Annotated in this window: 24 protein-coding genes and 1 tRNA gene; 15 read left to right on the top strand and 10 right to left on the bottom strand. The window is 61.8% G+C overall.

Annotated elements, in window-relative coordinates:
• Positions 1-96 precede the first annotated feature (96 nt).
• From VJX68_RS12130 to tig, 6 genes are all read right to left on the bottom strand, one after another.
• Positions 97-171 (bottom strand) — tRNA-Val (locus tag VJX68_RS12130).
• 101 nt (positions 172-272) lie between these two features.
• The gene (locus VJX68_RS12125) at positions 273-593 is read right to left on the bottom strand and encodes an HU family DNA-binding protein (protein WP_324095959.1); all 321 of its coding nucleotides are present in this window, start codon (positions 591-593) and stop codon (positions 273-275) included.
• A gap of 96 nt (positions 594-689) precedes the next feature.
• A complete protein-coding gene (gene lon, locus VJX68_RS12120) occupies positions 690-3,164 on the bottom strand; it encodes an endopeptidase La (RefSeq protein WP_324095958.1) in 2,475 nt (824 codons plus the stop codon).
• Positions 3,165-3,186: 22 nt separating this feature from the next.
• On the bottom strand, positions 3,187-4,437 hold the full coding sequence (gene clpX, locus VJX68_RS12115; protein WP_324095957.1) for an ATP-dependent Clp protease ATP-binding subunit ClpX: 1,251 nt from the start codon (positions 4,435-4,437) through the stop codon (positions 3,187-3,189).
• Positions 4,438-4,452: 15 nt separating this feature from the next.
• Positions 4,453-5,049, bottom strand: a complete 597-nt coding sequence (gene clpP, locus VJX68_RS12110) for an ATP-dependent Clp endopeptidase proteolytic subunit ClpP (protein ID WP_324095956.1) — start codon at positions 5,047-5,049, stop codon at positions 4,453-4,455.
• Positions 5,050-5,175: 126 nt separating this feature from the next.
• Positions 5,176-6,501 (bottom strand): trigger factor, encoded by a 1,326-nt coding sequence (tig, locus tag VJX68_RS12105; protein WP_324095955.1) that lies wholly within the window; start codon positions 6,499-6,501, stop codon positions 5,176-5,178.
• A 347-nt stretch (positions 6,502-6,848) separates the two neighbouring features.
• Here tig and VJX68_RS12100 point away from each other — a divergent pair, with 347 nt between their 5' ends.
• Positions 6,849-9,122 (top strand): sodium-translocating pyrophosphatase, encoded by a 2,274-nt coding sequence (locus VJX68_RS12100; protein ID WP_324095954.1) that lies wholly within the window; start codon positions 6,849-6,851, stop codon positions 9,120-9,122.
• A 67-nt stretch (positions 9,123-9,189) separates the two neighbouring features.
• On the opposite strand, the gene VJX68_RS12095 is transcribed toward VJX68_RS12100, so the two are convergent.
• A complete protein-coding gene (locus VJX68_RS12095) occupies positions 9,190-9,537 on the bottom strand; it encodes an ArsR/SmtB family transcription factor (RefSeq protein ID WP_324095953.1) in 348 nt (115 codons plus the stop codon).
• Between the two features lie 10 nt (positions 9,538-9,547).
• On the bottom strand, positions 9,548-10,048 hold the full coding sequence (locus VJX68_RS12090; RefSeq protein ID WP_324095952.1) for an SRPBCC family protein: 501 nt from the start codon (positions 10,046-10,048) through the stop codon (positions 9,548-9,550).
• 244 nt (positions 10,049-10,292) lie between these two features.
• On the opposite strand from VJX68_RS12090, the gene VJX68_RS12085 reads away from it, so the two are divergent.
• Positions 10,293-11,219 (top strand): aldo/keto reductase, encoded by a 927-nt coding sequence (locus tag VJX68_RS12085; RefSeq protein WP_414643482.1) that lies wholly within the window; start codon positions 10,293-10,295, stop codon positions 11,217-11,219.
• On the opposite strand, the gene VJX68_RS12080 is transcribed toward VJX68_RS12085, so the two are convergent.
• Positions 11,216-11,341 (bottom strand): hypothetical protein, encoded by a 126-nt coding sequence (locus VJX68_RS12080; RefSeq protein WP_324095950.1) that lies wholly within the window; start codon positions 11,339-11,341, stop codon positions 11,216-11,218. The two genes, VJX68_RS12085 and VJX68_RS12080, sit on opposite strands and share 4 nt — an antisense overlap.
• A gap of 473 nt (positions 11,342-11,814) precedes the next feature.
• Between VJX68_RS12080 and VJX68_RS12075 the strand changes: the two genes are divergently transcribed.
• The 3 genes from VJX68_RS12075 to VJX68_RS12065 all read left to right on the top strand — a co-directional run bounded on the left by VJX68_RS12075 (position 11,815) and on the right by VJX68_RS12065 (position 15,065).
• Complete coding sequence (locus tag VJX68_RS12075; protein ID WP_324095949.1) at positions 11,815-12,972, top strand: CaiB/BaiF CoA transferase family protein; 1,158 nt, start codon at positions 11,815-11,817, stop codon at positions 12,970-12,972.
• Positions 12,969-14,030 (top strand): Vgb family protein, encoded by a 1,062-nt coding sequence (locus VJX68_RS12070; protein ID WP_324095948.1) that lies wholly within the window; start codon positions 12,969-12,971, stop codon positions 14,028-14,030. The genes VJX68_RS12075 and VJX68_RS12070 overlap by 4 nt, the downstream gene beginning before the upstream one ends.
• A 141-nt stretch (positions 14,031-14,171) precedes the next feature.
• A complete protein-coding gene (locus tag VJX68_RS12065) occupies positions 14,172-15,065 on the top strand; it encodes an SDR family NAD(P)-dependent oxidoreductase (protein ID WP_324095947.1) in 894 nt (297 codons plus the stop codon).
• 21 nt (positions 15,066-15,086) lie between these two features.
• On the opposite strand, the gene VJX68_RS12060 is transcribed toward VJX68_RS12065, so the two are convergent.
• Positions 15,087-16,097 (bottom strand): alpha/beta hydrolase, encoded by a 1,011-nt coding sequence (locus VJX68_RS12060; protein ID WP_324095946.1) that lies wholly within the window; start codon positions 16,095-16,097, stop codon positions 15,087-15,089.
• Between the two features lie 94 nt (positions 16,098-16,191).
• On the opposite strand from VJX68_RS12060, the gene VJX68_RS12055 reads away from it, so the two are divergent.
• The 10 genes from VJX68_RS12055 (at position 16,192) to VJX68_RS12010 (ending at position 23,298) form a co-directional block, all read left to right on the top strand.
• Positions 16,192-16,989, top strand: coding sequence for a methyltransferase domain-containing protein (locus VJX68_RS12055; RefSeq protein ID WP_324095945.1), 798 nt, complete (start codon positions 16,192-16,194; stop codon positions 16,987-16,989).
• Position 16,990: 1 nt separating this feature from the next.
• On the top strand, positions 16,991-17,998 hold the full coding sequence (locus tag VJX68_RS12050; protein WP_324095944.1) for an isoaspartyl peptidase/L-asparaginase family protein: 1,008 nt from the start codon (positions 16,991-16,993) through the stop codon (positions 17,996-17,998).
• A complete protein-coding gene (locus tag VJX68_RS12045; protein WP_324095943.1) occupies positions 17,962-19,698 on the top strand; it encodes an ArnT family glycosyltransferase in 1,737 nt (578 codons plus the stop codon). Before VJX68_RS12050 ends, VJX68_RS12045 begins: the two co-directional genes overlap by 37 nt.
• 6 nt (positions 19,699-19,704) lie before the next feature.
• Positions 19,705-19,989 (top strand): hypothetical protein, encoded by a 285-nt coding sequence (locus VJX68_RS12040; protein ID WP_324095942.1) that lies wholly within the window; start codon positions 19,705-19,707, stop codon positions 19,987-19,989.
• A gap of 44 nt (positions 19,990-20,033) precedes the next feature.
• On the top strand, positions 20,034-20,372 hold the full coding sequence (locus tag VJX68_RS12035; protein ID WP_324095941.1) for an FmdB family zinc ribbon protein: 339 nt from the start codon (positions 20,034-20,036) through the stop codon (positions 20,370-20,372).
• A gap of 9 nt (positions 20,373-20,381) precedes the next feature.
• Positions 20,382-20,639, top strand: a complete 258-nt coding sequence (locus VJX68_RS12030; protein ID WP_324095940.1) for a zf-TFIIB domain-containing protein — start codon at positions 20,382-20,384, stop codon at positions 20,637-20,639.
• Positions 20,640-20,753: 114 nt separating this feature from the next.
• Positions 20,754-21,146: an NADH-quinone oxidoreductase subunit A gene (locus tag VJX68_RS12025; protein WP_324095939.1), complete on the top strand. Its 393-nt coding sequence runs from the start codon at positions 20,754-20,756 to the stop codon at positions 21,144-21,146.
• A 10-nt stretch (positions 21,147-21,156) separates the two neighbouring features.
• A complete protein-coding gene (locus VJX68_RS12020; RefSeq protein ID WP_324095938.1) occupies positions 21,157-21,669 on the top strand; it encodes an NADH-quinone oxidoreductase subunit B in 513 nt (170 codons plus the stop codon).
• Positions 21,670-21,673: 4 nt separating this feature from the next.
• Positions 21,674-22,183 carry an NADH-quinone oxidoreductase subunit C gene (locus tag VJX68_RS12015; RefSeq protein ID WP_324095937.1) on the top strand — a complete coding sequence of 170 codons (510 nt, stop codon included), beginning with the start codon at positions 21,674-21,676 and terminating at the stop codon, positions 22,181-22,183.
• A complete protein-coding gene (locus tag VJX68_RS12010) occupies positions 22,180-23,298 on the top strand; it encodes an NADH-quinone oxidoreductase subunit D (protein WP_324095936.1) in 1,119 nt (372 codons plus the stop codon). The genes VJX68_RS12015 and VJX68_RS12010 overlap by 4 nt, the downstream gene beginning before the upstream one ends.
• The last annotated feature ends 3 nt before the right edge of the window (positions 23,299-23,301 follow it).

The following is a 23,301-nucleotide window of genomic DNA, read 5'->3' as shown; positions in this document are numbered from 1 at the left end:
GCAAACAAAAGAGAACGCGTATGCCGCGAGAGAAAAAACGACGAGCTTCTACAAGCGCGTCGAAGCGTACTGGTTGAGATTCTTGCTTGATCTTATTGGTGGGCGGTGCAGGTTTCGAACCTGCGACCCCCGGCTTGTAAGGCCGATGCTCTACCACTGAGCTAACCGCCCGCGCCCGAAATGTTAGCAAAAAAGACGGCCACGTGTGTCATCGACACGCGGGCCGTTTTTTCTTTTTCAGTGAATTGGATCGATCGCTGCGATAGCGCCCGTCACGAACCAGTCGACGGCGACGACGACGCCGGCGCCGCGCCGACGCCTTCGTTGAGCGAGTCCTTCAACTGCTTGCCGGGCTTGAACTTCGCCGACCTGCTCGCGGCTATCTCGATCGACTCTCCGGTCTTTGGATTGCGTCCGGTACGCGCCTGCCGTTCCGATACCGAAAACGTCCCAAAGCCCGATATGTTGACGCGCTCCCCCTGCCGCAGCGCGGCGATCACGTCGTCGAGCACGATGTTAATTGCGCGTTCGGCGTCGGCCTTGTTGAGGGGAAGTTTGTTTGACAACGCCTCTATGAGTTCAGCCTTGGTCATATGTAACCTTCGGCGGCCTTCCGAAAATCCGCGACCGCAAATTTGAGCCGCGCGCTTCCGGTCCCACCGGAATTCGCGGTATCCCCCGCTCAGAACCTACGACAGGTTCGTCGATGCACTTGTATCGTCTTCGTCCCCCGGTGTCATCGGGACCTTCGGTTCCGGCTCGCGCAGGAACGCCAGGTCGCTGTCACCCTTGCCCGGCTTGAAGAACGTATCCGGGTTGGTCAGCACCAGCGCGTGCTTTAGCACTTCGTCCATGTGCTCGACCTGGATCAACGTGATGCCCTTCATGATCTGCGGCGGAATCTCCTCGATGTCCTTGGCGTTGTCCCTGGGTATCAGGATCGTCTTGATACCGCCGCGATGCGCCGCGAGCACCTTCTCCTTCAGTCCGCCGATCGGCAGCACCCGTCCGCGCAGCGTGATCTCGCCCGTCATCGCAAGGTCGTTGCGAATCGGCGAGCGAGTGAGCGCCGACACCAGTGCGGTCGCCAGCGTGATCCCCGCCGACGGCCCGTCCTTGGGGATCGCGCCTTCGGGAATGTGAATGTGAATGTCGATGCGATGGTAGAAGCCGCGATCGAGGCCGAGCACCTCGGCCCGCGAACGCACATAGGAGAGCGCCGCCTGCGCCGACTCCTGCATCACGTCGCCGAGCTGTCCGGTAATAGTCAGTTTGCCGCGTCCTGGCACGATCGTTACTTCGACGCTGAGCAACTCGCCGCCAAGTTCCGTCCACGCCAGCCCAGTTGCAACACCCACCTGCGGTACCGTCTCCGCCGTGCCGTAGCGGAACTTTGGAACGCCCAGGTACTTGCCCAGGCTCGAGCTCGAAACCTTGACGTGCGCGTTGCGATCCGTCTTGACGACCTCGACCGCAACCTTGCGGCAGATCGACGCGAGCTCGCGCTCGAGATTTCTGACGCCCGCTTCGCGCGTGTAATGGCGGATGATGCCCTGGATTGCGCCGTCGGACACCTCGATGTTCTCCGGCCGCAGCCCGTTGGCCTCCTGCTGCTTCTTCAGCAGGTACTTTTTCGCGATGTTGAGCTTCTCCGTTTCCGTGTAGCCGGGGATCCGGATGACTTCCATTCTGTCCTGCAGCGGCCGCGGAATCCGGTCGAGCGTATTCGCCGTCGTGATGAACATCACTTTCGACAAATCGTAATCGCAGTCGAGATAGTGATCGTTGAACGTACAGTTCTGCTCCGGATCGAGAACTTCGAGCAACGCCGACGACGGGTCGCCGCGGAAGTCGGTCGACATCTTGTCCACTTCGTCGAACAGCAGCACGGGATTTGACGAGCCCGCCTTGCGCACCGACTGGATCACCTTGCCCGGCAGAGCGCCGATGTAGGTGCGCCGATGCCCGCGGATTTCAGCTTCGTCGCGCACGCCGCCGAGCGACACGCGCACGAATTTACGTCCGGTCGCGCGCGCTACCGACTTGCCGAGCGAGGTCTTGCCGACGCCCGGAGGTCCGACCAGGCACAGGATCGGTCCCTTCATCTGACCCACTAACGTTTCAACAGCCAGGTACTCGAGGATGCGCTGTTTGACCTTCTCGAGCCCGTAATGATCTTCCTCGAGCACGCGCTCGGCTTCCTTGATGTCGAGCTTGTCCTCGGTGTACTCGAACCACGGCAGCGCGAGAAACCAGTCGAGGTAGTTGCGCACGACGGTGGCCTCGGCCGACATCGGCGACATCATCTTGAGCTTCTTGATCTCGCGCTCGCACTTCTCGCGCGCCTCGGCCGGCATCTTCTTCTGCCGCAGTTTTTCTTCCAACTCCTGAATCTCGTTTTTGAATTCGTCCTTCTCGCCGAGCTCCTTCTGGATCGCGCGCATCTGCTCGTTGAGGTAATACTCTTTGGACGTCTTCTCCATCTGCTTTTTGACGCGCGAGCGGATGCGTTTTTCGACCTCGAGAATTTCCAGCTCCGAGCGCATGTAGCCGAGGATCTTCTCGAGCCGCTCGGCCGGGTTGGTCGATTCGAGCAACGCCTGCTTGTCTTCGAGCTTGATCCCAAGATGTCCGACCAGCTTGTCGGCCAGGAACGCGGGGTCGTCCACAGCCGCGATCGAGGTCACCATCTCGGGAGGGATCTTCTTGTTGAGCCGGGCATAGTTGTCGAAGGTCGAGACCACCGAGCGCATCAACGCCTCAACTTCGGTGCTGCGGTCGCTGACCTCCTCGATCTCTTCGGCCTCGACCTGGAAATATTCCTCGTCGGCGACGTAGCGGAGCACGCGCGCGCGCTTCTTGCCTTCGACCAGCGCCTTGACGGTGCCGTCGGGCAATCGCAGCAACTGCACGACCACGCCGAGCGTGCCGACGGTGTAGAGGTCGCCGGGCGCAGGCTCTGCAACCTTGGGGTCCTTCTGCGTCACCAGCAGGATGGGAGTCTTCTTCGCCTCGGCGGCTTCCAGAGCCTTAATCGACTTCTGGCGGCCGACGAAGATTGGATAGACTTCATGCGGGAATACGATCAGTTCGCGCAACGGGAACAAGGGAACGATGTTCGACGTTGCATCGCGATTATCTTTTTTGTCGTTGCGAAAAAGCATCTTGTACTTCGAGTCTCCCGAGCTATGCGGTTTCGGCGGTCTTTTGATAGACTAACAGCGGCTGCTCCTTCTGAGTAACCACTTCCTCCGATATCAGCACCTCCTTGATGTTGGGTTGTGAGGGGATTTCGTACATCAGGTCCACCATGATCGCTTCCATGATGGCGCGCAGTCCGCGGGCGCCCGACTTGCGCTTGAGCGCCTCGCGCGAGATTGCGCGCAGCGCACCCTGGGTGAATTTCAGGTGAACGTTCTCCATGTCGAACAACTTCTGATACTGGCGCACCAGCGCGTTCTTCGGCTCCGTGAGGATTCGGACCAGAGCTTCCTCGTCCAGCTCGCCCAGCGTCGCGATGACGGGCAGGCGGCCGACGAACTCCGGAATCAATCCGAACTTGAGCAAGTCCTCCGGCTGCACTTCGTATAGAAGCTCGGAGACCGTCTTGGGATCGCGATGGGTCAAATCGGCGCGGAAGCCCATCGTCTTGCCCGAGATGCGCCGCCGGATAATGTCGTCGAGTCCGACGAACGCGCCGCCGCAAATGAACAGGATGTTGGTCGTATCAACCTGCAGGAACTCCTGCTGCGGATGCTTGCGGCCGCCCTTGGGCGGCACCGAGGCCATCGTGCCCTCGATGATTTTCAGGAGAGCCTGCTGGACGCCTTCGCCCGACACGTCGCGCGTGATCGACGGGTTGTCGCCCTTGCGCGCGATCTTGTCGATCTCATCGATGTACACGATGCCGCGCTGGCATCGCTCGATGTCGTAATCGGCGTTCTGCAGCAGCGATAGTATGATGTTCTCGACGTCCTCGCCGACATAGCCGGCCTCGGTCAGCGAGGTGGCATCGGCGATGGTAAACGGAACCTGTAAAAAGCGCGCGAGGGTTTGCGCCAGGAGAGTCTTGCCGACGCCGGTCGGTCCGATCAGCAGGATGTTGGATTTCTGCAGCTCGACGTCGCCGGTCACCATCTGCGAGTCGATTCGCTTGTAGTGATTGTGGACCGCGACCGAGAGAATTTTCTTGGCGCGCTCCTGTCCGATCACGTACTGGTCGAGCACCCGCTTGATTTCGGCGGGCTTGGGCACCGCGGAACTTTGGCTGAACGCTTCCTCGCTGTCAGTCTCCTCGGCGATTATATCGTTACAGAGGTCGATGCATTCGTCGCAAATATAAACCGTTGGGCCGGCAATCAGCTTTCGAACTTCGTCCTGGCTCTTGCCGCAAAACGAGCAAACCAGGTTGCCCGAGCGGTCGTCATGCTTGGCCATACTGCCTCCCGCGGCTCACTTGGACGCCCTTCGGCTAACGATTACCTCATCAATCAGTCCGTATTCAACCGCCTGATTCGGCGCCATGAAGTAATCGCGATCGGTGTCTTTTTCGATCTTACGCAGGTTCTGTCCCGTATGCTTCATTATGATGTTGTTGATTTCCTCCCGCGCGTGCAAAATTTCCTTCGCGTGTATTTCCAGATCGCTCGCCTGACCCTGCATCCCGCCCAGCGGCTGATGCAGGATGATGCGCGAATGCGGCAGAGCGTAGCGTCGTCCCTTCGCACCCGCCAGCAGCATGATCGCCGCCATGCTGGCAGCCTGGCCCAGGCATAGCGTCGAGACCGGCGGCCGAATGAACTCCATCGTGTCGTAAATTGCCATCCCGGCCGTCACCGACCCACCGGGTGAGTTGATGTAAAAGTTGATTTCTTTTTCGGGATCTTCGGACTCGAGGAACAGGAACTGCGCCGTTATCAGGTTGGCCACATCGTCGTTGATCTCGGTGCCGAGAAAGACGATGCGGTCCTTGAGCAGGCGAGAGTAGATGTCGTAGGCCCGCTCTCCGCGCCCAGTCTGTTCGACGACCATCGGTACCAGGTTGCTCATACCTCCAACCCGCGCCACAGCCCGGTTCCGACAACGATTAAGAGAAGGCCGCTGACGCCTTCAAATTGTAACCACTCGGAAATGGGGGAGCAACCGTGCCTGCCTCCGAAGAGCGTAGCAATGATGCTACCTCGGCTCAGATGAACCTTCTTCACGCGGTTCGGACGAAGCATCTTCACGCTTGGCGCGGCTCAAAATAAAGTCGAGCGCCTTCTCGCGGCGCATCGATTGACGCAGCGCCTCGCGATTTTCTTCCTTGCGATAAAATTCGGCGGCGCGGTCGCGATTGCGTCCGCTCTGCGTGACGATCTGAGCCACACGGTCGCCAAGCTCTTCGTCGTTGACTTCGATTTTCTCCTGCTCCGCGAGCGCGTCCACAATCAGCGCTGTGCGCGCGCGCTTCTCGGCCCGCGTCTTCAGATCGTCAGCACTCTGCTTGACCCGCTCGGTGGCGTCCTCATGCGACAGGCCGCCGGATTCGAGCGTCTGATGCAGCTCGGCTTCCATCGCGCTCACCTCGCGCGCGACCAGCGACTCGGGCAGCTCGACTGGGTTGCGCTCGATCACGAGATCGAGCAGCCCCTGGCGGACGCGCGCGTCGGCCTCCTGCTTCGCATGTGCGAGCAGCTCGCTGCGAACGCGGGTGCGGAAAGCCTCGAGATTCTCGTCGCCGAGGTCCTTGGCGAAGTCGTCATCGACGGTCGGCAGCTCGCGCCGGTAGATTTCCTTGGGCGTCGCGCGCCATTCGATCGTCTTGCCGGCCAGCTCTTTCTGGCTGTACTCCGGCGGGTACGTCTTCGAGGCCTTCATCTCTTTGTTCAGCTCAGCGCCGATGAGTGCTTCGTGAACGCCGTGTGCAAGCGCGCGCTCTGAGACCTCGACCAGCCGATCGTCGGGCTTCGTGTGCGACATCGGCTTGCCGTTTTCGAATGCCTCGACCGACGCGAGCGCATAGTCGCCTTCCTCGACGATCGTGCGATCCTCGACCTTCTTGAGCGTCGCCTGTCGCAAGCGAAATCGCTCGATCGCCTCTTCGACCTGCTCGTCGGTGACTTCGACCCTGGATTCGGGCACCTTGAGCCCCTCGTAGTCCTTGACCTCGATCTTGGGACGCAGGTCGAAGGTCGCGCTGAACTTGAGCGCGAGGTCCTTTTGCAGGTCGGTCTGTTCGGTGACGATTTCGGGCGCGACCACGGGCTTGAGGTCGTGTTCCTCGAGCGCTTTCTTCGTGTATTCCTCGACGAGCTTCTGAACTACCTCGCCGCGGACTTGTTCGCCGAAAAATCGCTCGAGCAGGTTGCGCGGCGCATGGCCGGGGCGAAAGCCCTTGAGCACCGCGCCGCGTTTGAGTTCGTTGTAGGCGCGATCCAGCTCATGCTTGATTTCGTCGGGCTCGACTTCAATCGTAAGTTTGCGCCGGAGACTGTTGGGTTCTTCGATATTTACATTCATGGCAGTTGAACTCTATAGATAAACATACCGCGATTAGAGGAATCAACCGAAGAGCGCGAAATTGCGCGCGAGCGCTCCGCGTCATCCTTCCATCCGCTCGCATTGCTCGCTTAGGTCAGGATGACAGTGAGCGTTGCTTGCTTCGGGCAGGATGACAGAAGAGCGTTGCTCGCTGCGGTCAGGATGACAAAGGGGGATACCTGCCGATATGGACTTCGGTTTCAGGAAAACCTAGACTGCGCCAGATACCCAGAGGGTGATCGCCCGGCTATTAACGGCGATTGATTTGCGCAGCGGGCGCCGCCCTTAGTCAAACCTCGAATTTTTCAGGAGACCCGGATTAACCGATGAGCGAATCGAATATCGTTCTGCCCACTTTAACCAGCGGACAGGTAATGATCCTGTGGCTGGTGCTGGTCTCAGCGCTGGTCGCGCTGGCCTACGGAGTCGTGCTGATACGCGTAGTGCTGGCCGCCGACCCCGGACCCAAATCAATGACCGACGTGTCCGACGCTATCGAACTCGGCGCGATGGCGTACCTCGGACGGCAAGTCAGAACCATGGTCTGGTTCGTCGCCGTCATCTTCGTCGCGTTGTTCCTTATGTACCGCAACGTGTATGAGGGCCTGACGCTCCCGCTGGGCATCTCGATCGCGTTCCTGATGGGCGTCGCCGCATCGTACGGCGCCGGTTACGTCGGGATGTGGCTGGCGGTCAAGGGCAACGTCCGCAGCGCCAACGCGGCGCTGACCAGCTTCAAGGACGCGATGGAACTCGCGTTCAAGGCGGGCGGAGTGTCGGGGATGTTCACGGTCGGGCTTGGATTGCTCGGCGCGACGATCATCTTTTTGGTGTTCCGCGAAAACGCGATGAAGGTGCTGGTCGGCTTCGGTTTCGGCGGATCGCTGGCGGCATTGTTCATGCGCGTCGGCGGCGGAATCTACACCAAGGCGGCGGACGTCGGCGGCGACCTGGTCGGCAAGATCGAGCAGGATCTACCTGAAGATGATCCGCGCAATCCCGCCACGATTGCCGACAACGTTGGCGACAACGTCGGCGACTGCGCCGGCATGGCGGCCGACGTCTTCGAGTCCTACGAGGTGACGCTGGTCGCCGCGATCATCCTGGCCGCCTACGCGCTGCAGGAGTCGGACTTTATCGCGGCGTATGGGCAATACGCGGGCATGTTCGCCGTCAAGCTGATCATGTTCGCGCTGATACTGCGCGGCGTCGGCGTGTTTTCGTCGATCATCGGGATCATCGCGGTGCGCGTGCCGGCGGGCAAAATGCTCGATCCGATGCGCCCGATCAACATCGGGTACATGACCTCGGCGGTCGCGTCAGTGATCGGATTCTTCGTCGTGAACTATCTCTACCTCGACGACCCGCGCACGGGCGCGACCGATTGGCGCTTCGCCTGCTGCGCGTCGCTCGGAATCATTCTCGCGGTCGTGACCCTGTGGCTCACCAACTATTTCACGCATCCCGATAAAGGCCCGGTCACCGAAACCGCGATGGCGGCGCGCACCGGCCCGGCTACGCTGATCCTGTCGGGCATGGCCGAGGGACTCGAGTCGTCGGTATGGGCGCTGCTGGTGATCGCGGCCGCGATTATCGGCGCGATGGCGATTTTCCACGAGTCGCTCGCGCTGCAGTTTTACGGAATCGCGCTGACCGGACTCGGCCTGCTCACCACCACCGGCTTCATCCTCGCGATGGACACCTACGGGCCGATCACTGACAACGCCCACGGCATCTTCGAGATGGGTGGAATCCATCAGGAGGAGGCGTCGAAGACGCTGTCGTGGATGGACGCGATCGGCAACACGACCAAGGCGCTGACCAAGGGCCTCGCGATTGCGACCGCGGTGCTCGCGGCGGTATCGCTGTTCCGGTCGTTTATCGACGAGGCGCATCTCGGCGCGATTGGCGTGCAGATCAACATGCCCACTGTGTTCGTCGGGTTGATGATCGGCGGCGCGGTGCCGTTCCTGTTCAGCTCGTTCGCGATTAAGGCGGTGAGCCGCGCGGCGTACCAGATCGTGTTCGAGGTCCGGCGCCAGCTCCGCGAGCATCCGGGGATTATGGAGGGCAAGGAGCTGCCCGACTACGGCGCGTGCGTCGATATCGTCACGGCAGCGTCGCAGAAAGAACTGCTCGGACCCGGAATCCTGGCGATCTTCTCGCCACTGCTGGTCGGCTTCGGTCTCGGCGCGGGCGCGCTCGGCGGGTTCCTCGGCGGCACTATTCTGACGGGTCAGTTGATGGCGGTCTTCATGTCGAACGCGGGCGCCAACTGGGACAACGCCAAGAAAAAAGTCGAGGACGGATTCCTGGGCGGCAAGGGCACCGACGTGCACAAAGCGTCGGTCGTTGGCGACACGGTCGGCGACCCATTCAAGGATACGGCGGGCCCGGCGCTGAACCCGATGATCAAGGTGATGAACCTGGTAGCGATTTTGGCGGCGCCGTTCACGACGGTGGCCCTCGGGGGAGTGACGGCGCTGCGCGTCGCGGTTGTAGTGTTGGCGATTATCGCGCTGGCGATCGCGGTGACCTTCTCGAAGCGCGGATCGATCGCAGAAGAGAGCCTGGCAATCGAGACCAAGCAGGCCGCCTGAGCGCGTTTCACAGCTAGCAATGGTCGAAGGGCCGGACGTAAAAACGTCCGGCCCTTTTTCGTGATCGCTAGTCCGACTCCACGAACGCACGGAGCCGGCCCAACGCTGCGTCCCAATCTTGCGAAATCTGATCGAGGTATCGCTGTACATCGGCGAGCCGGTCTGGGCGGAGTTCCCAGACGGATTCGCGGCCAGCCCGGGAGCCGCGGGCGAGGCCGGCCGCCTCGAGCGCGTGCAGGTGCTTCGTGATCGCCTGGCGCGAGACGGTCGCGCCGGCTGCGAGGTGGATGATCGACAACGGTCCCTCCTCGCATAGCCGAGCGACGATGCGCAAACGGGTTTCGTCGCCCAGTGCCGCGAAGACGACCGCGGCATCAGCCCGTTTCGCGGCGGCGGCGATGGACATTCGTGGCATGGCGGGCGGCTCAGCCTTGCGCCTGCTGCGCGAGGTACTTTTCGATGAGCGTCATCTGCGCGGCCCATCCCTGTTCGTTGGCGGCGAACGCTTTGGCGCGGCGCTCAAGCGGGATCTGGTCGAAGCCGGACTCGGTTACCGTCAGCATCGTGCCGCCTGAGACTTCTTCGAGCTCGAACGCGACGAGAGTGCTGGGCTCTTTCGAGTAGTCGACGGCTGGATCGACGGCGAACGGGTGCCAGCGGAAGGAGAAGAAGCGCATCGGTTCGATGCGATCGACCGAGAACTCGAAGCGGTAGCCCTCGTAGGGTTTCTGGCTTTTGGCGACTTCCGGGTCGACGGTGGTCGGCACGATGCTGCCGATTATGCTGGCGCCGGGTACGAAGGGGCCGTCGAACTTGACGCCGAACCAGGCGCCGAACTGGGATGATTCGCTGATCGCGCGCCACACGCGATCGCGCGGAGCGCGGAGCAGGACGCGTTTTTCGATGCGGTCGGTGTTGGTGGGCATACGCAACCTCCGGGTTGCGATTAGATTAACGCTTACTTGCAATCAAATGCAACCTTTCGGTTGCGAATAATCGGGGATTCGGAATCCGGAAAAATTTTATCCCTCACCCGCCGCGCGGACGCGCATCGGCCTCTCCCCACTAACGGGAGAGGCAATTCTTTGGGAGAGGCAAAGCAAGAAAGAAAATCCGCGAAAATTCTTTGCGTCGTTTTGCGAGTACCCATAGTCTTCGGAACTTGTGGCTATCGAATATCGCGTGTTGGGGAAGACCGGGCTTCGGGTTAGCGCGCTTGCGTTTGGCGGGTCTGAAATCGGCTACCAGGCGGTTGCGCAGAAAACTGTCGATAAGATTTTGAACACGGCGCTCGATGCCGGGATCAACCTGATCGATACCGCCGAGTGCTATGCCGATGGCGAGGCGCTGATTGGCAAGGCGATCGAGAAGCGGCGGGCGGAAGTTGTGCTGATGACGAAGTGCGGGCATGCGCGGCTGGGGTCAGCGGACGAGCGCGCTGCGGGTTATGCGCAGGCAGATTGGGAGCCCACGATGCTCGCGAAGAGTATCGAGCGCAGCCTGAAGAATCTGCGCACCGACCACGTCGATGTGATGCAGTTCCATAGCCCGCCGCTGGCGACGCTAAAGGACGGCCGCGTGATCGAGGTGCTGCACAAGACGCGCGAGCGCGGGCAGGCGCGGTTCGTGGGGTGCAGCTGCGACTCGGATGAGGTGGTGTACGCGGTCGAGAGCGGCGCGTTCGACACGTTGCAGATTTCGGTGAGTATTGCGGACCAGGAAGCGATCGAGCGCGTGCTGCCGAAGGCGGCCGCGCGCGGGATGGGCGTGATCGTCAAGCGGCCGATCGCGAATGCGGCATGGCGCCACGGCCAGCAGCCCCCGAGCGATTGGTACACGCGGCCGTATTGGGATCGGCTACAGAAGCTCGACTACGAATTTCTTCATCGCGGCGTCGAAGACGTGGTCGAGGTCGCCCTTCGCTTCACGCTCGGCACGGCGGGCGTAACGACCGCGATCGTCGGCACGACGCGGGCCGAGCGCGTTGCGCGGAACATCGCGCACGCCGGCGCGGGACCGTTGCCGCCCGCGGAGTACGAAGCGATTCGCGCGCGATGGCGCTCGGTCGCGCCCGCCGATTGGATTGGACAGCGCTAGCGGGGCGTTCGCCGGACGACGTTCAGACGCGCGAAAGTCTCGGCATCGCGCGAGTCGCCGCTGATACCGGTGTCGCCCTGAAGCAGCTCGGCGATCGCGACCATCGCAATCAACGCGACCATCGACAGCCACGCAAAGCCGTAGCAGAGTGCAGCCGCGCTATGTCTGAGGCGTAACAGTTTTCCATCTCTCCCAACAATCTCTTAGCGCTAAGCTGACTTCTTGACTATTCTATAGCAACAAGTTGTTGATATTCTTGTTACGATAAGAACAAATAAAAGCTCGATTCCGGTACTTTTTCCGAATCGGTCGATTGAATGTGAAGCCCGCGGTGGGTTTCACGCTTCCTTCGGCAGGGGTGACCCCTGCACCCAATTTGATACAGGCCGCATCGCGGCCGGTAGGTGAGGATTCTGCAGCGTATGCACCAACTTCTGTGCATGAATCGCAGAATCCTCACCTCACCTCTCCAGTGAAATAACGGGCGAGGGATCAGAAGCTCAAGTTGTGGGGCGGATGGGGGTTGAACTATAAGCATCACTTGGCCGCGCGATCTGTTTGGCAATACTCGGGGAACGTTTCCCGGAGGCTTCGTATGGGACCATTGGAAGGAATTCGCGTACTCGATTTGAGCATGGTGGTGTCGGGGCCGTTCTGCACCATGATGCTTGGCGACCTTGGCGCGGACGTAATCAAAATCGAGCCGCCTGACGGCGATGTGTCGCGCATGTTGACCGGCAAGGAGCGTGGCGGCGTTACCGTCGGCATCCTAAACTGGAATCGCAACAAGCGGGCGATGATGCTCGACCTCAAGCAGCCAGGCGCCGCGGAAGTGTTTCTCAAGATGGCGGAGCGGGCGGACGTCGTCGTGCAGAACGTGCGTCCGGGAGTGGTCGATCGGCTGGGCATCGGTTACGACGCGGTCGCGGCGCGCAATCCGAAAATTGTCTATTGCTCGATCGCCGGCTACGGGTTCTCTGGCCCTTCAGTGAACAAGCCTGCGTATGATCCGATTATCCAAGGGATGGCGGGAGTGATGACGTCGCAGCGGACGCAGGGGCGGCCGCGCGCGGTCAAGAATATTCTTGGCGACAAGGTCACTGCGATGACAGCGGCGATTTCGATCCTCGCGGCACTGACCGAGGCGCAGCGCAGCGGCAAAGGGCAGCATCTGCAGATCGCGATGATCGACGCCGTCGCCTACTACCTGATGCCCGACACGGCGTCGCGCCATACCTATCTGCCGCACGATGCGGGAGTCGCGCCGTCGATGAACACGCTCGAGCCGTTTCAGACGGCCGACGGCTTTATCACGATTGCGCCGCTGACCGACAAGCATTGGACGGCGATTCTCAAAGCGGTCGGGCATCCGGAATGGTTCGAGGGCGATGAGCCGCGGCCCGATCGAGTGAGGCGATCGATCAAGAGCCTGATAGCACTGTTCCAGAAGCAGCCGTCGGCGTATTGGCTCGAGCGGATCGAAGCGGCCGACGTTCCATGCGGGCCGGTCAACGACTACGACTCGATATGGGAGGATCCGCAGTTCGTCGCGAACGAAACATTTTTCGAATATGAGCATCCCAAGGCGGGACGCGTGCGCGCTGTGCGATCGCCTGCGCGCTTCTCGCGCACCGAGCCCGAGCTATGGCGTCATGCACCCGACCTCGGGCAGCACACCGACGAAATTCTCGGCGAGTTCGGATTCGGCGCCGGTGAGATTTCCGAGCTGAGAGCGAATCGGATCGTCAATTGAGCCGCCGCTCGATCACCCGCGCGCTGGCATTCGCAACTCTCGGCGCAATTTTCGCCGCAATCGCGATCGTGCAGGGATGCTCGACGCAACAACCGTCGAAGCCCGGGTCCGCAGTTGCCGCCGCCACTCCAAGCGCGAAGCCAACGCCGACGGGAGCGCCGCTCGGTACGCATGCGCCGTACGCGATCACTGAGGGCCTCGACGGCAATCTGTGGTTCACCGAATACCAGGGCGACGGTATAGGCAGGATGACTCCCTACGGCGCCACCAAGCGCTTTCACATCGATCCCGACGGTTTCGCCGAACGAATCGCCGCCGGCCCCGACGGCGCGGTCTGGTTTACCGACACGGTCGGCAATCGGATCGGGCGCGTCGCACCCGACGGCAAAATCGCGTACGTCAAATTGCCTCACTCGGACAGCGGTCCAGCGGGAATCACGGCGGGGTCCGACGGCAATCTGTGGTTCACCGAGCATTCGGGCAATCGCATCGGGCGGCTCAGCACGACAGGCACCCTGACCGAGATCGAACTGCCCAAGGGCGCGGGTCCCGCCGAAATCGTCGGCGGGAGCGACGGCAACCTGTGGTTCGCGGAAGATAAGGCGAATCGCATCGCGCGCGTCACCGCCGCCGGCAACGTCAAGGAATTCGCAATCCTGACGCCAGACAGCCGCCCGGCGATGATGGCGCTCGGGGCAGACGGCAACGTGTGGTTCACTCAGCCGCAGGTCAACAAAATTGGCCGGGTCACGCCTGACGGTTATATCACGGAGTACGCGTTGCCCAACCCCGGTGTGCCGCTCGGAATCGCGGCGGGCACTGACAAAAATCTCTGGGTCACGGTGATTCGCGCGCAACTGATTTATCGCATGACCCCGAGGGGCGATTTCACGCCGTTCCCGATGCCCGCAAAGTCGATGGCGACTTTCATCACCGCGGGTCCCGGCGGCTCGCTGTGGTTCACCGAGCCCAACGGCAAGGTGGGCCGCCTGACGACGTCGGGCGATGTCACGGAATTCGTCTTCTCGAATCCATACAGTGAGCACGCAGGGAAATGAGCACAGGGGTGACGCCCGCGTCGCAGGCTCTCGCGCGGCTGTTCCGCTTGCCAAGTTTTGCGGTATAAGCGCTGTATCACACGAACCAAAACGCTGGGCGCGTTTGGATTCCGGCATTATGCCGCAAGGGAGAATTGAGCGATGGGCAAGCTCGACGGAAAGGTAGCCGCCATCACCGGCGGCGGTCGCGGTATCGGCCGCGGCATCGCGAGGGCATTCGCCGCGCAGGGATGCGCAGTGGTAGTCAACGATCTTGGCGTCACGGTCGCGGGCCAGAAGGAAACTCAATCGCCCGCCGACGACGTCGTTAAAGAACTCAAGGCCGCGGGCGGCAACGCGGTTTCCAATCACATGGACATCGGCACCGTCGAAGGCGGCGAGGGTCTCGTCAACCAGGCGATCAAGGAATTCGGCAAGCTCGACATTTTGGTGAACGTGGCCGGCATCCTGCGCGACCGCATGATCTTCAACATGTCGGAACAGGAATGGGACGACGTGATCCGGGTGCACCTGAAGGGGCACTACTGCACGATCAAGCCGGCGTCGGCGCACATGCGCGAGCGCAAGTACGGCAGGATCATCAACTTCTCGTCGAACTCGGCGCTCGGCAGTCCCGGCCAGCCCAACTACGCCGCGGCCAAGGCGGGAATCCTGGGGCTGACGTACTCGAGCGCGAACTCGCTGCAGAAATATGGAATCACGGTGAACGCGATCATGCCGGGCGCGTCGACGCGTATGACCGACACGATTCCCGCAGGCCGGATGCCGGGCGCGACGGGAATCCCGCAGTCGGACAAGGTCGAGGGCACGCCGCGCGATCCCGCCAACGTCGCGCCGATCGTGGTTTTTCTCGCCAGCGACGACGCTGCGAACGTCACCGGGCAATGCTTCGGCGCATCGGGCTTCCGCATCATGCGCTATCGGCACATCATTGCCGACAAGGTCCTGTACAACAACGGCCCGTGGAATATTGACGAACTGTTCGAGCGGCTGAAGAACACGCTGCTGACAGATCTGAGCCAGCCGCGCATGTAGGTCAGAACGTAGCGCCCGCCGCTAATGCCCTTGCGGCTTGGCGGCGGGCGTTTCGATCTCGAAACTCGCGTCGAGGAATTTAATCACTCGCGCGGCATAACCGGCGGGATCCTCATAGATCGCGTCGCCGTGACCGCCCGACGGCACCGTCCACATCTGTGCGTTGAAGCCAGCCGAGGCGAGAATCGCCTTGCCGTCCGCGAGCGGCGTCATTTGGTCGTCGCGATTCTGAATGATGAGCAACGAGCAGCCGCCCAGGTTGCCCGCGGCCGTTGCCGGCGAGATTTTGTCCAGCGGACGGCCGAACCATAGCTGGGCTTCCCACATTACCGTTTTGATGAACGCCGGATTCAGCCGCGACATCGACGGGCTGCGCAGGAAGAGCTGTTCGAGATTCGCGTAGGAACTGTCGGCGACGATCGCGGTGAAGACCGGCTGCTCGGCTTGCGCCATGATCGCACCGGCGGCGCCTTCCCCGATTCCGAGTGCTGCGATTTTATTGAAGCCGTCGTCTTTAAGCGTGCGCGCGGTCGCCAGCGCGAATTTGCGCTTGAGCATTCCCCAGTTGATGCCGTAGCTCGGATTGTTGGCGCTGTATGCCGCAACCACTGTGTAGCCGGCGCCAAGCAGAAACTTGGCGTACGGAATCATCGCTGCTTCGGGCGCCCCTGCGGCCGGTACGATCACTACCACCTCGCGCCGCTTGCCCGGGAAATACCAGCCGACCACGCTGACCTGGTGATGGCGGATACCGTCTTCTTCGACCACGCCGCAATCCAGGCGCTCCGGCTCGATTCCGAGCGCCGCGCCGACGTCGCTCACCGAGCCCCGCTTGAACGCCGGAACATGCTGTCCGAAAACGTCCTGCCCGCCGCGCCGCAGGAACTCCGGGTACATCAATGATCGAGCGACGAAGAAGGCTGCCCCCATCCAGAGAAGGATTGGGACGCCGAGCAGGATTGCGCCGATGCCAAAGATGCGCCGCGGCTTGCGCTTGCCCGCGGCCGGCTGGGATTCGGAAGGATCGCTCATCGGCTATGCTTGTGCACGATTGCAGACGCCGCCGCAAGCGTGCTTGTGAGCGTTTCGTTCGACACTTATGCTGCGTTGCAGGGAGGCGGCGCTCATGGCTGATTGGGATCCTGAACTCTACAACCGGTTTCGGCGCTATCGCGCGGAACCTGTCAAGCATATTCTGTCGCGGCTGAAACTCAGCGACGGCGAGAAAATCATCGACCTTGGATGCGGGTCCGGCGAGAACACGCTCGAGCTGGCGCGGCGCAGCCCGCGCGGAACGGCGCTGGGAGTTGACGGGTCGCCGGCGATGGTCGAGGCGGCGCGCAAGGTGCTCGACGGCGAACCGGCGGAGCTGAAGCGCCGTGTCTCATTCGAACTACTGAACGTTGCCGAGTTTCGCGCCGATCGTGCGTACACGTTGATCTTCTCGAACGCCACGTTTCAGTGGATCCCCGACCATCGCGCGCGGTTCGCCGCGTGCTTCGACGCGCTGCGCCCGGGCGGAACGATCGTCGTGCAGATGCCGGCCAACGAGACCGAGACCGCGAAGATGGAAATCGGCCGGCTCGCGCGCGAGGTGCCGTGGAACAGGATGCTGGGCGGGCGCGACCACGCTTTCCACGAAGAGCCGCCGGAGTTCTACGCTGCGATGCTCGCGCAGCTCGGCTACGATCGCATCGACTGCTATCACCTGACCTTTCATCATCCGATGGATCGGCCCGTCGATGTCGTTCAATGGTACCGCTCGACCGGGCTGCGGCCTTTCCTCGACGCGCTACCGAAAGAGCGTCACGACGAATTTCTGTCTCAGTTGACGGCGCGGCTCAACGCGGCTTACGGCACTTCCGGCCCAATGACGTTCGACTTCAAGCGGCTGTTTATCTGGGGCCGCCGCCCCGGACCTTAGGATGGCTCGCGCGCGCAATCGTCCCGCGCTCGTCGCGCACGGCGGCGCCGGTAATGCCGGCCCCGGCGTCGAGCGCCCGGAGCGCCGGCGCGGGATGATGGCGGCGATGCGCCAAGGCGCGGGTATTCTGCGCGCCAATGGCAGCGCACTCGAAGCGGTGGTCGCGACGGTCGCCGCCCTCGAAGATCATCCGCTCTTCAATGCCGGCTACGGCTCGTTGCTCAACTCCGAGGGCAACGTCGAGATGGACGCATCGGTGATGTTCGCCGAGCCTGTCGCACCAGGACCATCTGCACGAGGCAAACGCGTTCGTTCAGACGAATCCGACTACACCGTTTCTGCCGGTGCGGTAGCCGCGGTCAGCCGTGTGCGAAATCCAATCATGCTCGCGCGCGCCGTCATGGAACATTCGCCGCACATCCTGATGGCGGGAGCAGGCGCAGAAAATTTCGCGCGCAAGGTCGGCATCCGGCTCGAGCGGCCCGAGGAAATGGTCACCGAACGCGCGCGCGAACGATGGCGCGCGCGAAAGCAGCAGGCTGGGATACTCGGGGCCGAAGCCGCCGCGCGCGCCGCGATGGGGCACGGCACGGTCGGGGCGGTCGCCGTCGATGTGCACGGCGGGATCGCGGCTGCGACCTCTACTGGCGGCGTGCCCGGCAAACTTTTCGGACGCGTGGGAGATTCCGCGCTGATAGGAGCGGGCACTTTCGCGCACGCATTCGGCGCCGCGTCGGCGACGGGACAGGGCGAGGCGATCATCCTGACGGCGCTGTGCCGCGAGGCTGTACTGGCGTTAGGCGACGGCTCGCCGCAAGCCGTTGCGCGCGAGGCGATCCTCGAAATGATCGACGCGACGGGAGCGGAGGCCGGGGTGATAATCGTCGACCGGCGCGGCCGAATCGGCTACGCGCACAACGCCACTTCGATGCAGGTGGCGAGATACGATCCCGCCGGCGGCCTGCAGCATCTGTGGCTCGCGCCGATCGCGACGGCCCGCCATCCGTGACTATCGAGCATCCCGAAACTCCCGCGCCCCCAGGTCGCGCCGTAATACAACCCGCGACACTCGCGTTCGCCGCGATGTTTGCGTTCGTCATTCTGGTACAGGGAATCAGCGCGCCGTTTCAGAAAGACGCGGAGCCCCAGTCGGCCGAGTGGATTCAGAGCATCGTGCGCGACGGTCACTGGCTGATACCTGCCGACGCTTACGGTTACACCGATCGCAAGCCGCCGCTGTTCTACTGGCTCTCAGCGCTGGTCGCGAAATCCACCGGCGGCATCGTCGACGAGGTTCGCGCGCGCGCAGCGTCTGTCGTGGCAGGGACCGCGCTTGCGACCGCAGTGCTCGCGTGGACGGCAGCCAACGTCGGCGCATCCGAAGGATGGCTCGCGTTTCTGCTGATGCTCGGCACTTACGGATTCGCATCGCGCGCGACCGAAGCGCTGACCGACATGCTGCTGACGTTCATGCTGTTCGCCACGTACTCGGCGATTTATCCGCTCCTCGAGGCGCCGACGGACGCATCACCCGGTTCTGCACGGAGAAAAATATTTCTGGGCGTAGTGCTCGGTCTTGGGGTTTTGACCAAGGGCCCGGTCGCGATTGTGCTCTGCGCGCTGGCCGCGTCAATCTACCTGTTGATCGAGCGGCGCAATCCAATCGCGCTGCTGGGCGAGCGATGGCCGTGGCAGGTGGTCGCGATCGCGGTCGCGATCGGCGCGATCTGGTACGTGCCGGCGGCGCTCGTCGGCGGACACAAGATAGTGAGGATCATCTTCGCCGAGAACTTCGGGCATTTCATGCCGGCCAAGCTCGGCGGCACGGGCGAAAGTTATCGGCCCTTCTACTTTATCGCCGCGCGATTGCTCGGCGGCGCTTTCCCGATGACGCTTCTGATCGTGCCGGCCGCACTAGCCTTCTACACCGGTGAGATTTCGACGGAGAAGCGGCGCGCAGTGCTCTACCAGGTCAGCATGTCGCTCGCAGTGCTGCTGTTTTTCTCGATCGCAAGCGTGAAACGCGACGACTACATCCTGCCCGCGATCCCGGGAATCGCGATCCTGTGCGGGTCAGTGTTCCGACTGAACGTGCGCGGCGCAGCGGCAAAGTTGCGCGACGTAGTCGTCGCGGCATTCGTTCTGAGCCCGGTATTGGGGTTTCTTTTTTTCCCTCTCTATCCGGGCCTCGGGCGGCATCTAAATCTCCAATCGAGCGACGCTGCTTACTACTCAGTGATCCGTCTCCACGCCAAAACGATGGCGAGAGGAGTTGTCTTTTCCGTCCTGGAATGGTTGCTCGCAGTCGCCATCGCGTTGTTCGCCCTCGTACGGCGAAGCGCGATTGTAAGCGGCGTCGCGTTTTGTGTTTTCGCGGTTGCCGGGAGTCTGCTTTGGACGGGGACGCTGCGCACCGGCGTTGCCAATATGCGTAGCCTCAAGAGTTTCACGCCGATCGTTGCCGATCGCGTTAAAGGCGATCAGTTGTGCGTTCCGAGCGGCATAAATTACGAGCTGTCATACTACTACGGCGCCGCGGTTCCCGATCTCAGCAATCCTCGATGCGCCTATCTGATTGCGACGCCGCGCGAGATAGACGCTATGACGCCTGAGTATAGGTCGCGGCTCAAGCTCATCGCGCAGTCCAATTTGATCGGTGGCGGCGGACCGCCGGCGCTATTTGAAATTTTGCCCGAAGCCGCTAGATAGAAGGCGATGGCTGACCGCGCTGAACAGGCTGAGCATGCGATGAGCGCGCTGATGCGCTTCGTCGTCTCGCTCATCATTCCGATCTGGGCGCTCGCGATGCTCGGGCTTGGGGTCGAATACCGCTCGATTTGGTGGTTGGGATGCGGGCTTGCTGTCGGCGCGGTTGGGCTGCTGCTGCTGGTTGGCAACCCGTTGGCGGGCCCAGTGCTCGACATCCGCGAAAGCTGGCGTCCCGTCTCGACGCCCAAGCCTGACGCTGACAAAAATCCTTCCGAAGCCACGCATCATTAGCCTGATTTGCGGGCGGTGTCACGGCAGGATATTCTTTAGTTCCGATGCCGATTTTCGAGTACGAATGCGCGCGGTGCGGGCTGGTCAGCTCGCACGTGGCGATGGGTTCATCGCGGCGCAGAGAGCGCTTAGGCTGTCCGCAATGCAAATCGGCGCGGCTCCGGCGCGTGATGTCGTCGTTCGCGGTGGTCGAGAGCGAGGCGTCGCGCCTGGCGAGCTTCGACGCGTCGAAACCGCGCGACGATTCGTTCTATCGCGACTCGCGCAACGTCGGATTGTGGGCGAAGAAGCGGGCCAAGGAAATGGGCGTCGACCTCGGCTCGAAGTTCGAGGCGACGGTCGAAAAAGCACGCAGCGGCAAGCTGATCAAGGAGATGACCTGAGGCGGGACTATGGCGGACGAGAAAGACCGGTTGGGCAGCAAGCTGCATGACGCCGAGAAGGCGCGCGAAGATCAGTGGGCGCGGCAGCATGACGACGAGCTGATCGAGAAGATGCGCAAGCGCTTGCACCAGACCGCCTGTCCGCATTGCAAGCAGTTCCTCGTGGCGAAAACCGAGCACGGAGTCTCGATGCATGCGTGCCCGAGCGGGCATGGCGCGTGGCTCGATGCGGCTGCATTGAAGGCGGCGCTCAAGGAGCGCAACTAGGTTGATATCGCGTCAATTTGAATTAAGTCCTGCTTAAGCGAAAGCGGCCACCGGTGAAGCGATCCTTCTTGACAGGTTAGTCCAGTCCAACTAATGAGGACTCGGTAACATCACATGTATCTCAATTTTGGCGTGCCGCTGGCCCTTACGATCATCGGGATCGGTTTCGTGGCGCTGATGTTCGGCCTGCAGAAGCTGCTGGCGCCGCAAAATCCGTATGATCGAAAGCTGATTCCGTACGAATGCGGCGAGCCACCAACCGGCCGCGCATGGATCAATTTCAACGTCCGCTTTTACCTGATCGCGCTGATTTTCGTGGTGTTCGAGGTCGAAGTCGCGTTCGTTTATCCGATTGCGGCGGTTTACCTGGACTGGGTGCGCTCGGGACGCCGCCTGTACGCGCTCAGCGAGATTCTAATTTTTCTGCTGATCCTGTTCGTCGGCCTGGTTTACGTTTGGGTCAAGCACGACCTGGAATGGATTAAGAAGGTGCCGGTCGAAGATTGAGGTTTGTCTTATGCCCTTGTTGAACACGCTCCCCGATTACATTTTGACCACCAAGACGGACGAGCTGCTGAACTGGATGCGCAAATCGAGCATTTGGTACATGCTGTTCGGCCTGGCTTGCTGCGCTATCGAGTTGATGCATACGGGCGGCCCGCGCGCGGACATCGATCGTTTCGGCGCGACGCCGCGCGCGTCGGCACGCCAGTCGGATCTGATGATCGTAGCGGGCACGCTGACGCTGAAAATGGCGCTCAGGACGCGGTTGCTTTACGATCAGATGCCCGACCCGAAGTACGTCATCTCGATGGGTTCGTGCGCGAGCTGCGGCGGACTGTTCCAGCTCGCCTACTCGGTTTGCGACGGGGTCGATAAAATCCTGCCGGTCGACGTGTACGTTCCCGGCTGTCCGCCGCGGCCCGAGGCGCTGACCGAAGGCCTGCTCAAATTGCAAGAAAAGATAATGACCGAGCGCTGGCTGGTGCGCTCGCCCAACGGCAATGGCAAGCAGGTCGCGGCTGCCTGAGTAGATGGAGTCGCTTCAAATACTCGAACGGGTCAAGAACAAGTTCGGCGACCGCGTGCTGGAAATCTCCGATAAGAAGCCGGATCCGTTTGCGGTGATTGACCCGAAGGCGATCGTCGAGGTCGGGCGCTTCATGAACGAGGATCCCGAGCTCGCGATGGACTGCCTGTCCAACGAGAGCGGCGTCGATTACAAGGACCGGGTCGAGGTGGTGTACCACCTGTTTTCGTACAAGCATCGGCACGGCGCGGTGTTGAAGGTGAAGCTGCCGCGCGAGAACCCGAGCGTGGCGACGCTCGAGGGCGTGTGGAAGTCGGCGAACTGGATGGAACGCGAAATATTCGACCTGATGGGCGTGAACTTCGAAGGGCATAGCGACATGCGGCGAATCCTGATGCCGGAGGACTGGATCGGTCATCCGCTGCGCAAGGATTTCGTCGAGCCGGCCGAGTACCACGGAATCTCAACAGTCAGGGAGAGCCCGATAATCCGGCTCGACACGAAAAAGAAATGAGCACGCTGCACACCGAAGAAATGACGCTCAACATGGGCCCGCAGCATCCGTCAACCCACGGCGTGCTGCGCTTCGTGGTGCGCGCCGACGGCGAGGTGATGCGCGAGGCAATCCCGGACGTCGGCTACTTGCATCGTTCGATCGAAAAGATTGCGGAGAAGGTCGGCTACCACGGCTTCATGCCGTACACCGATCGCGTCGATTACGTATGCGCGATGTTCACCAACCAGGGTTGGGGCATGGCGTGCGAGAAGCTCGCCGGAATCGAAGTGCCGCATCGCGGCGAATACTGTCGCGTGATCGCGGCGGAGTTTAATCGAATCGCGTCGCATCTGCTGTCGGTCGGCGCGATGGCGATGGATATCGGCGCGGTGACGCCGTTCACGCATGCGATTCGCGAGCGCGAGATGATCAACGACTTGATCGAAGAGCTGTGCGGCGCGCGGCTCACGTTCAACTACATGCGAATCGGCGGCGTGGCATGGGACCTGCCGCCCGGATGGCGCGAGAAGGCGCTTGCGTACCTCGATCATTTCGACCCGATCCTCGAGGAATACAACGCGCTCATCTCGTGGAACAAAATCTACGTCGAGCGGCTCGCGAACGTCGGGGTGATCACGCCCGTGGAAGCGATCAACTACAACCTAGTCGGGCCGAATCTGCGGGCGTGCGGAATCAAGTGGGACATCCGCAAGGACATCCCATATTCGGTGTATCCCGAGTTCGAGTTCGACGTGCCGGTTGGCGACGGGCATTGGGGCAAGCTCGGCGACTCGATGGATCGCTACGTCGTGCGGATTCGCGAGATGGCTGAGTCGTCGAAGATCTTGCGCCAGGCACTGCAGAAGATTCCCGGCGGGCCAGTGCTCGCGAAGGTCGCGCGCAATTTCAAGCCGCCGAAGGGCGAATGCCAGATTCGGCTCGAGAGCGGACGCGGCGACATGGGATGGTACGTCGTGAGCGACGGCACCGGGTATCCCTGGCGGGTGCACGTCCGCACGGGGTCGTTCGCGGCGATGGGGATCATACAGAAGCTGAGTGCGGGTTTGATGATCGCGGACCTGGTCACGCTGATAGCGAGTCTGGACGTGATCGCGCCGGAGATCGATCGCTAATCC

The sequence above is a fragment of the Binatus sp. (SeqCode) genome, assembly GCF_035272065.1.
Classification (GTDB): domain Bacteria; phylum Desulfobacterota; class Binatia; order Binatales; family Binataceae; genus Binatus.
The sequence above is the reverse complement of the archived record's forward strand: the minus strand, read 5'-3'. Positions and strand labels throughout refer to the sequence as shown.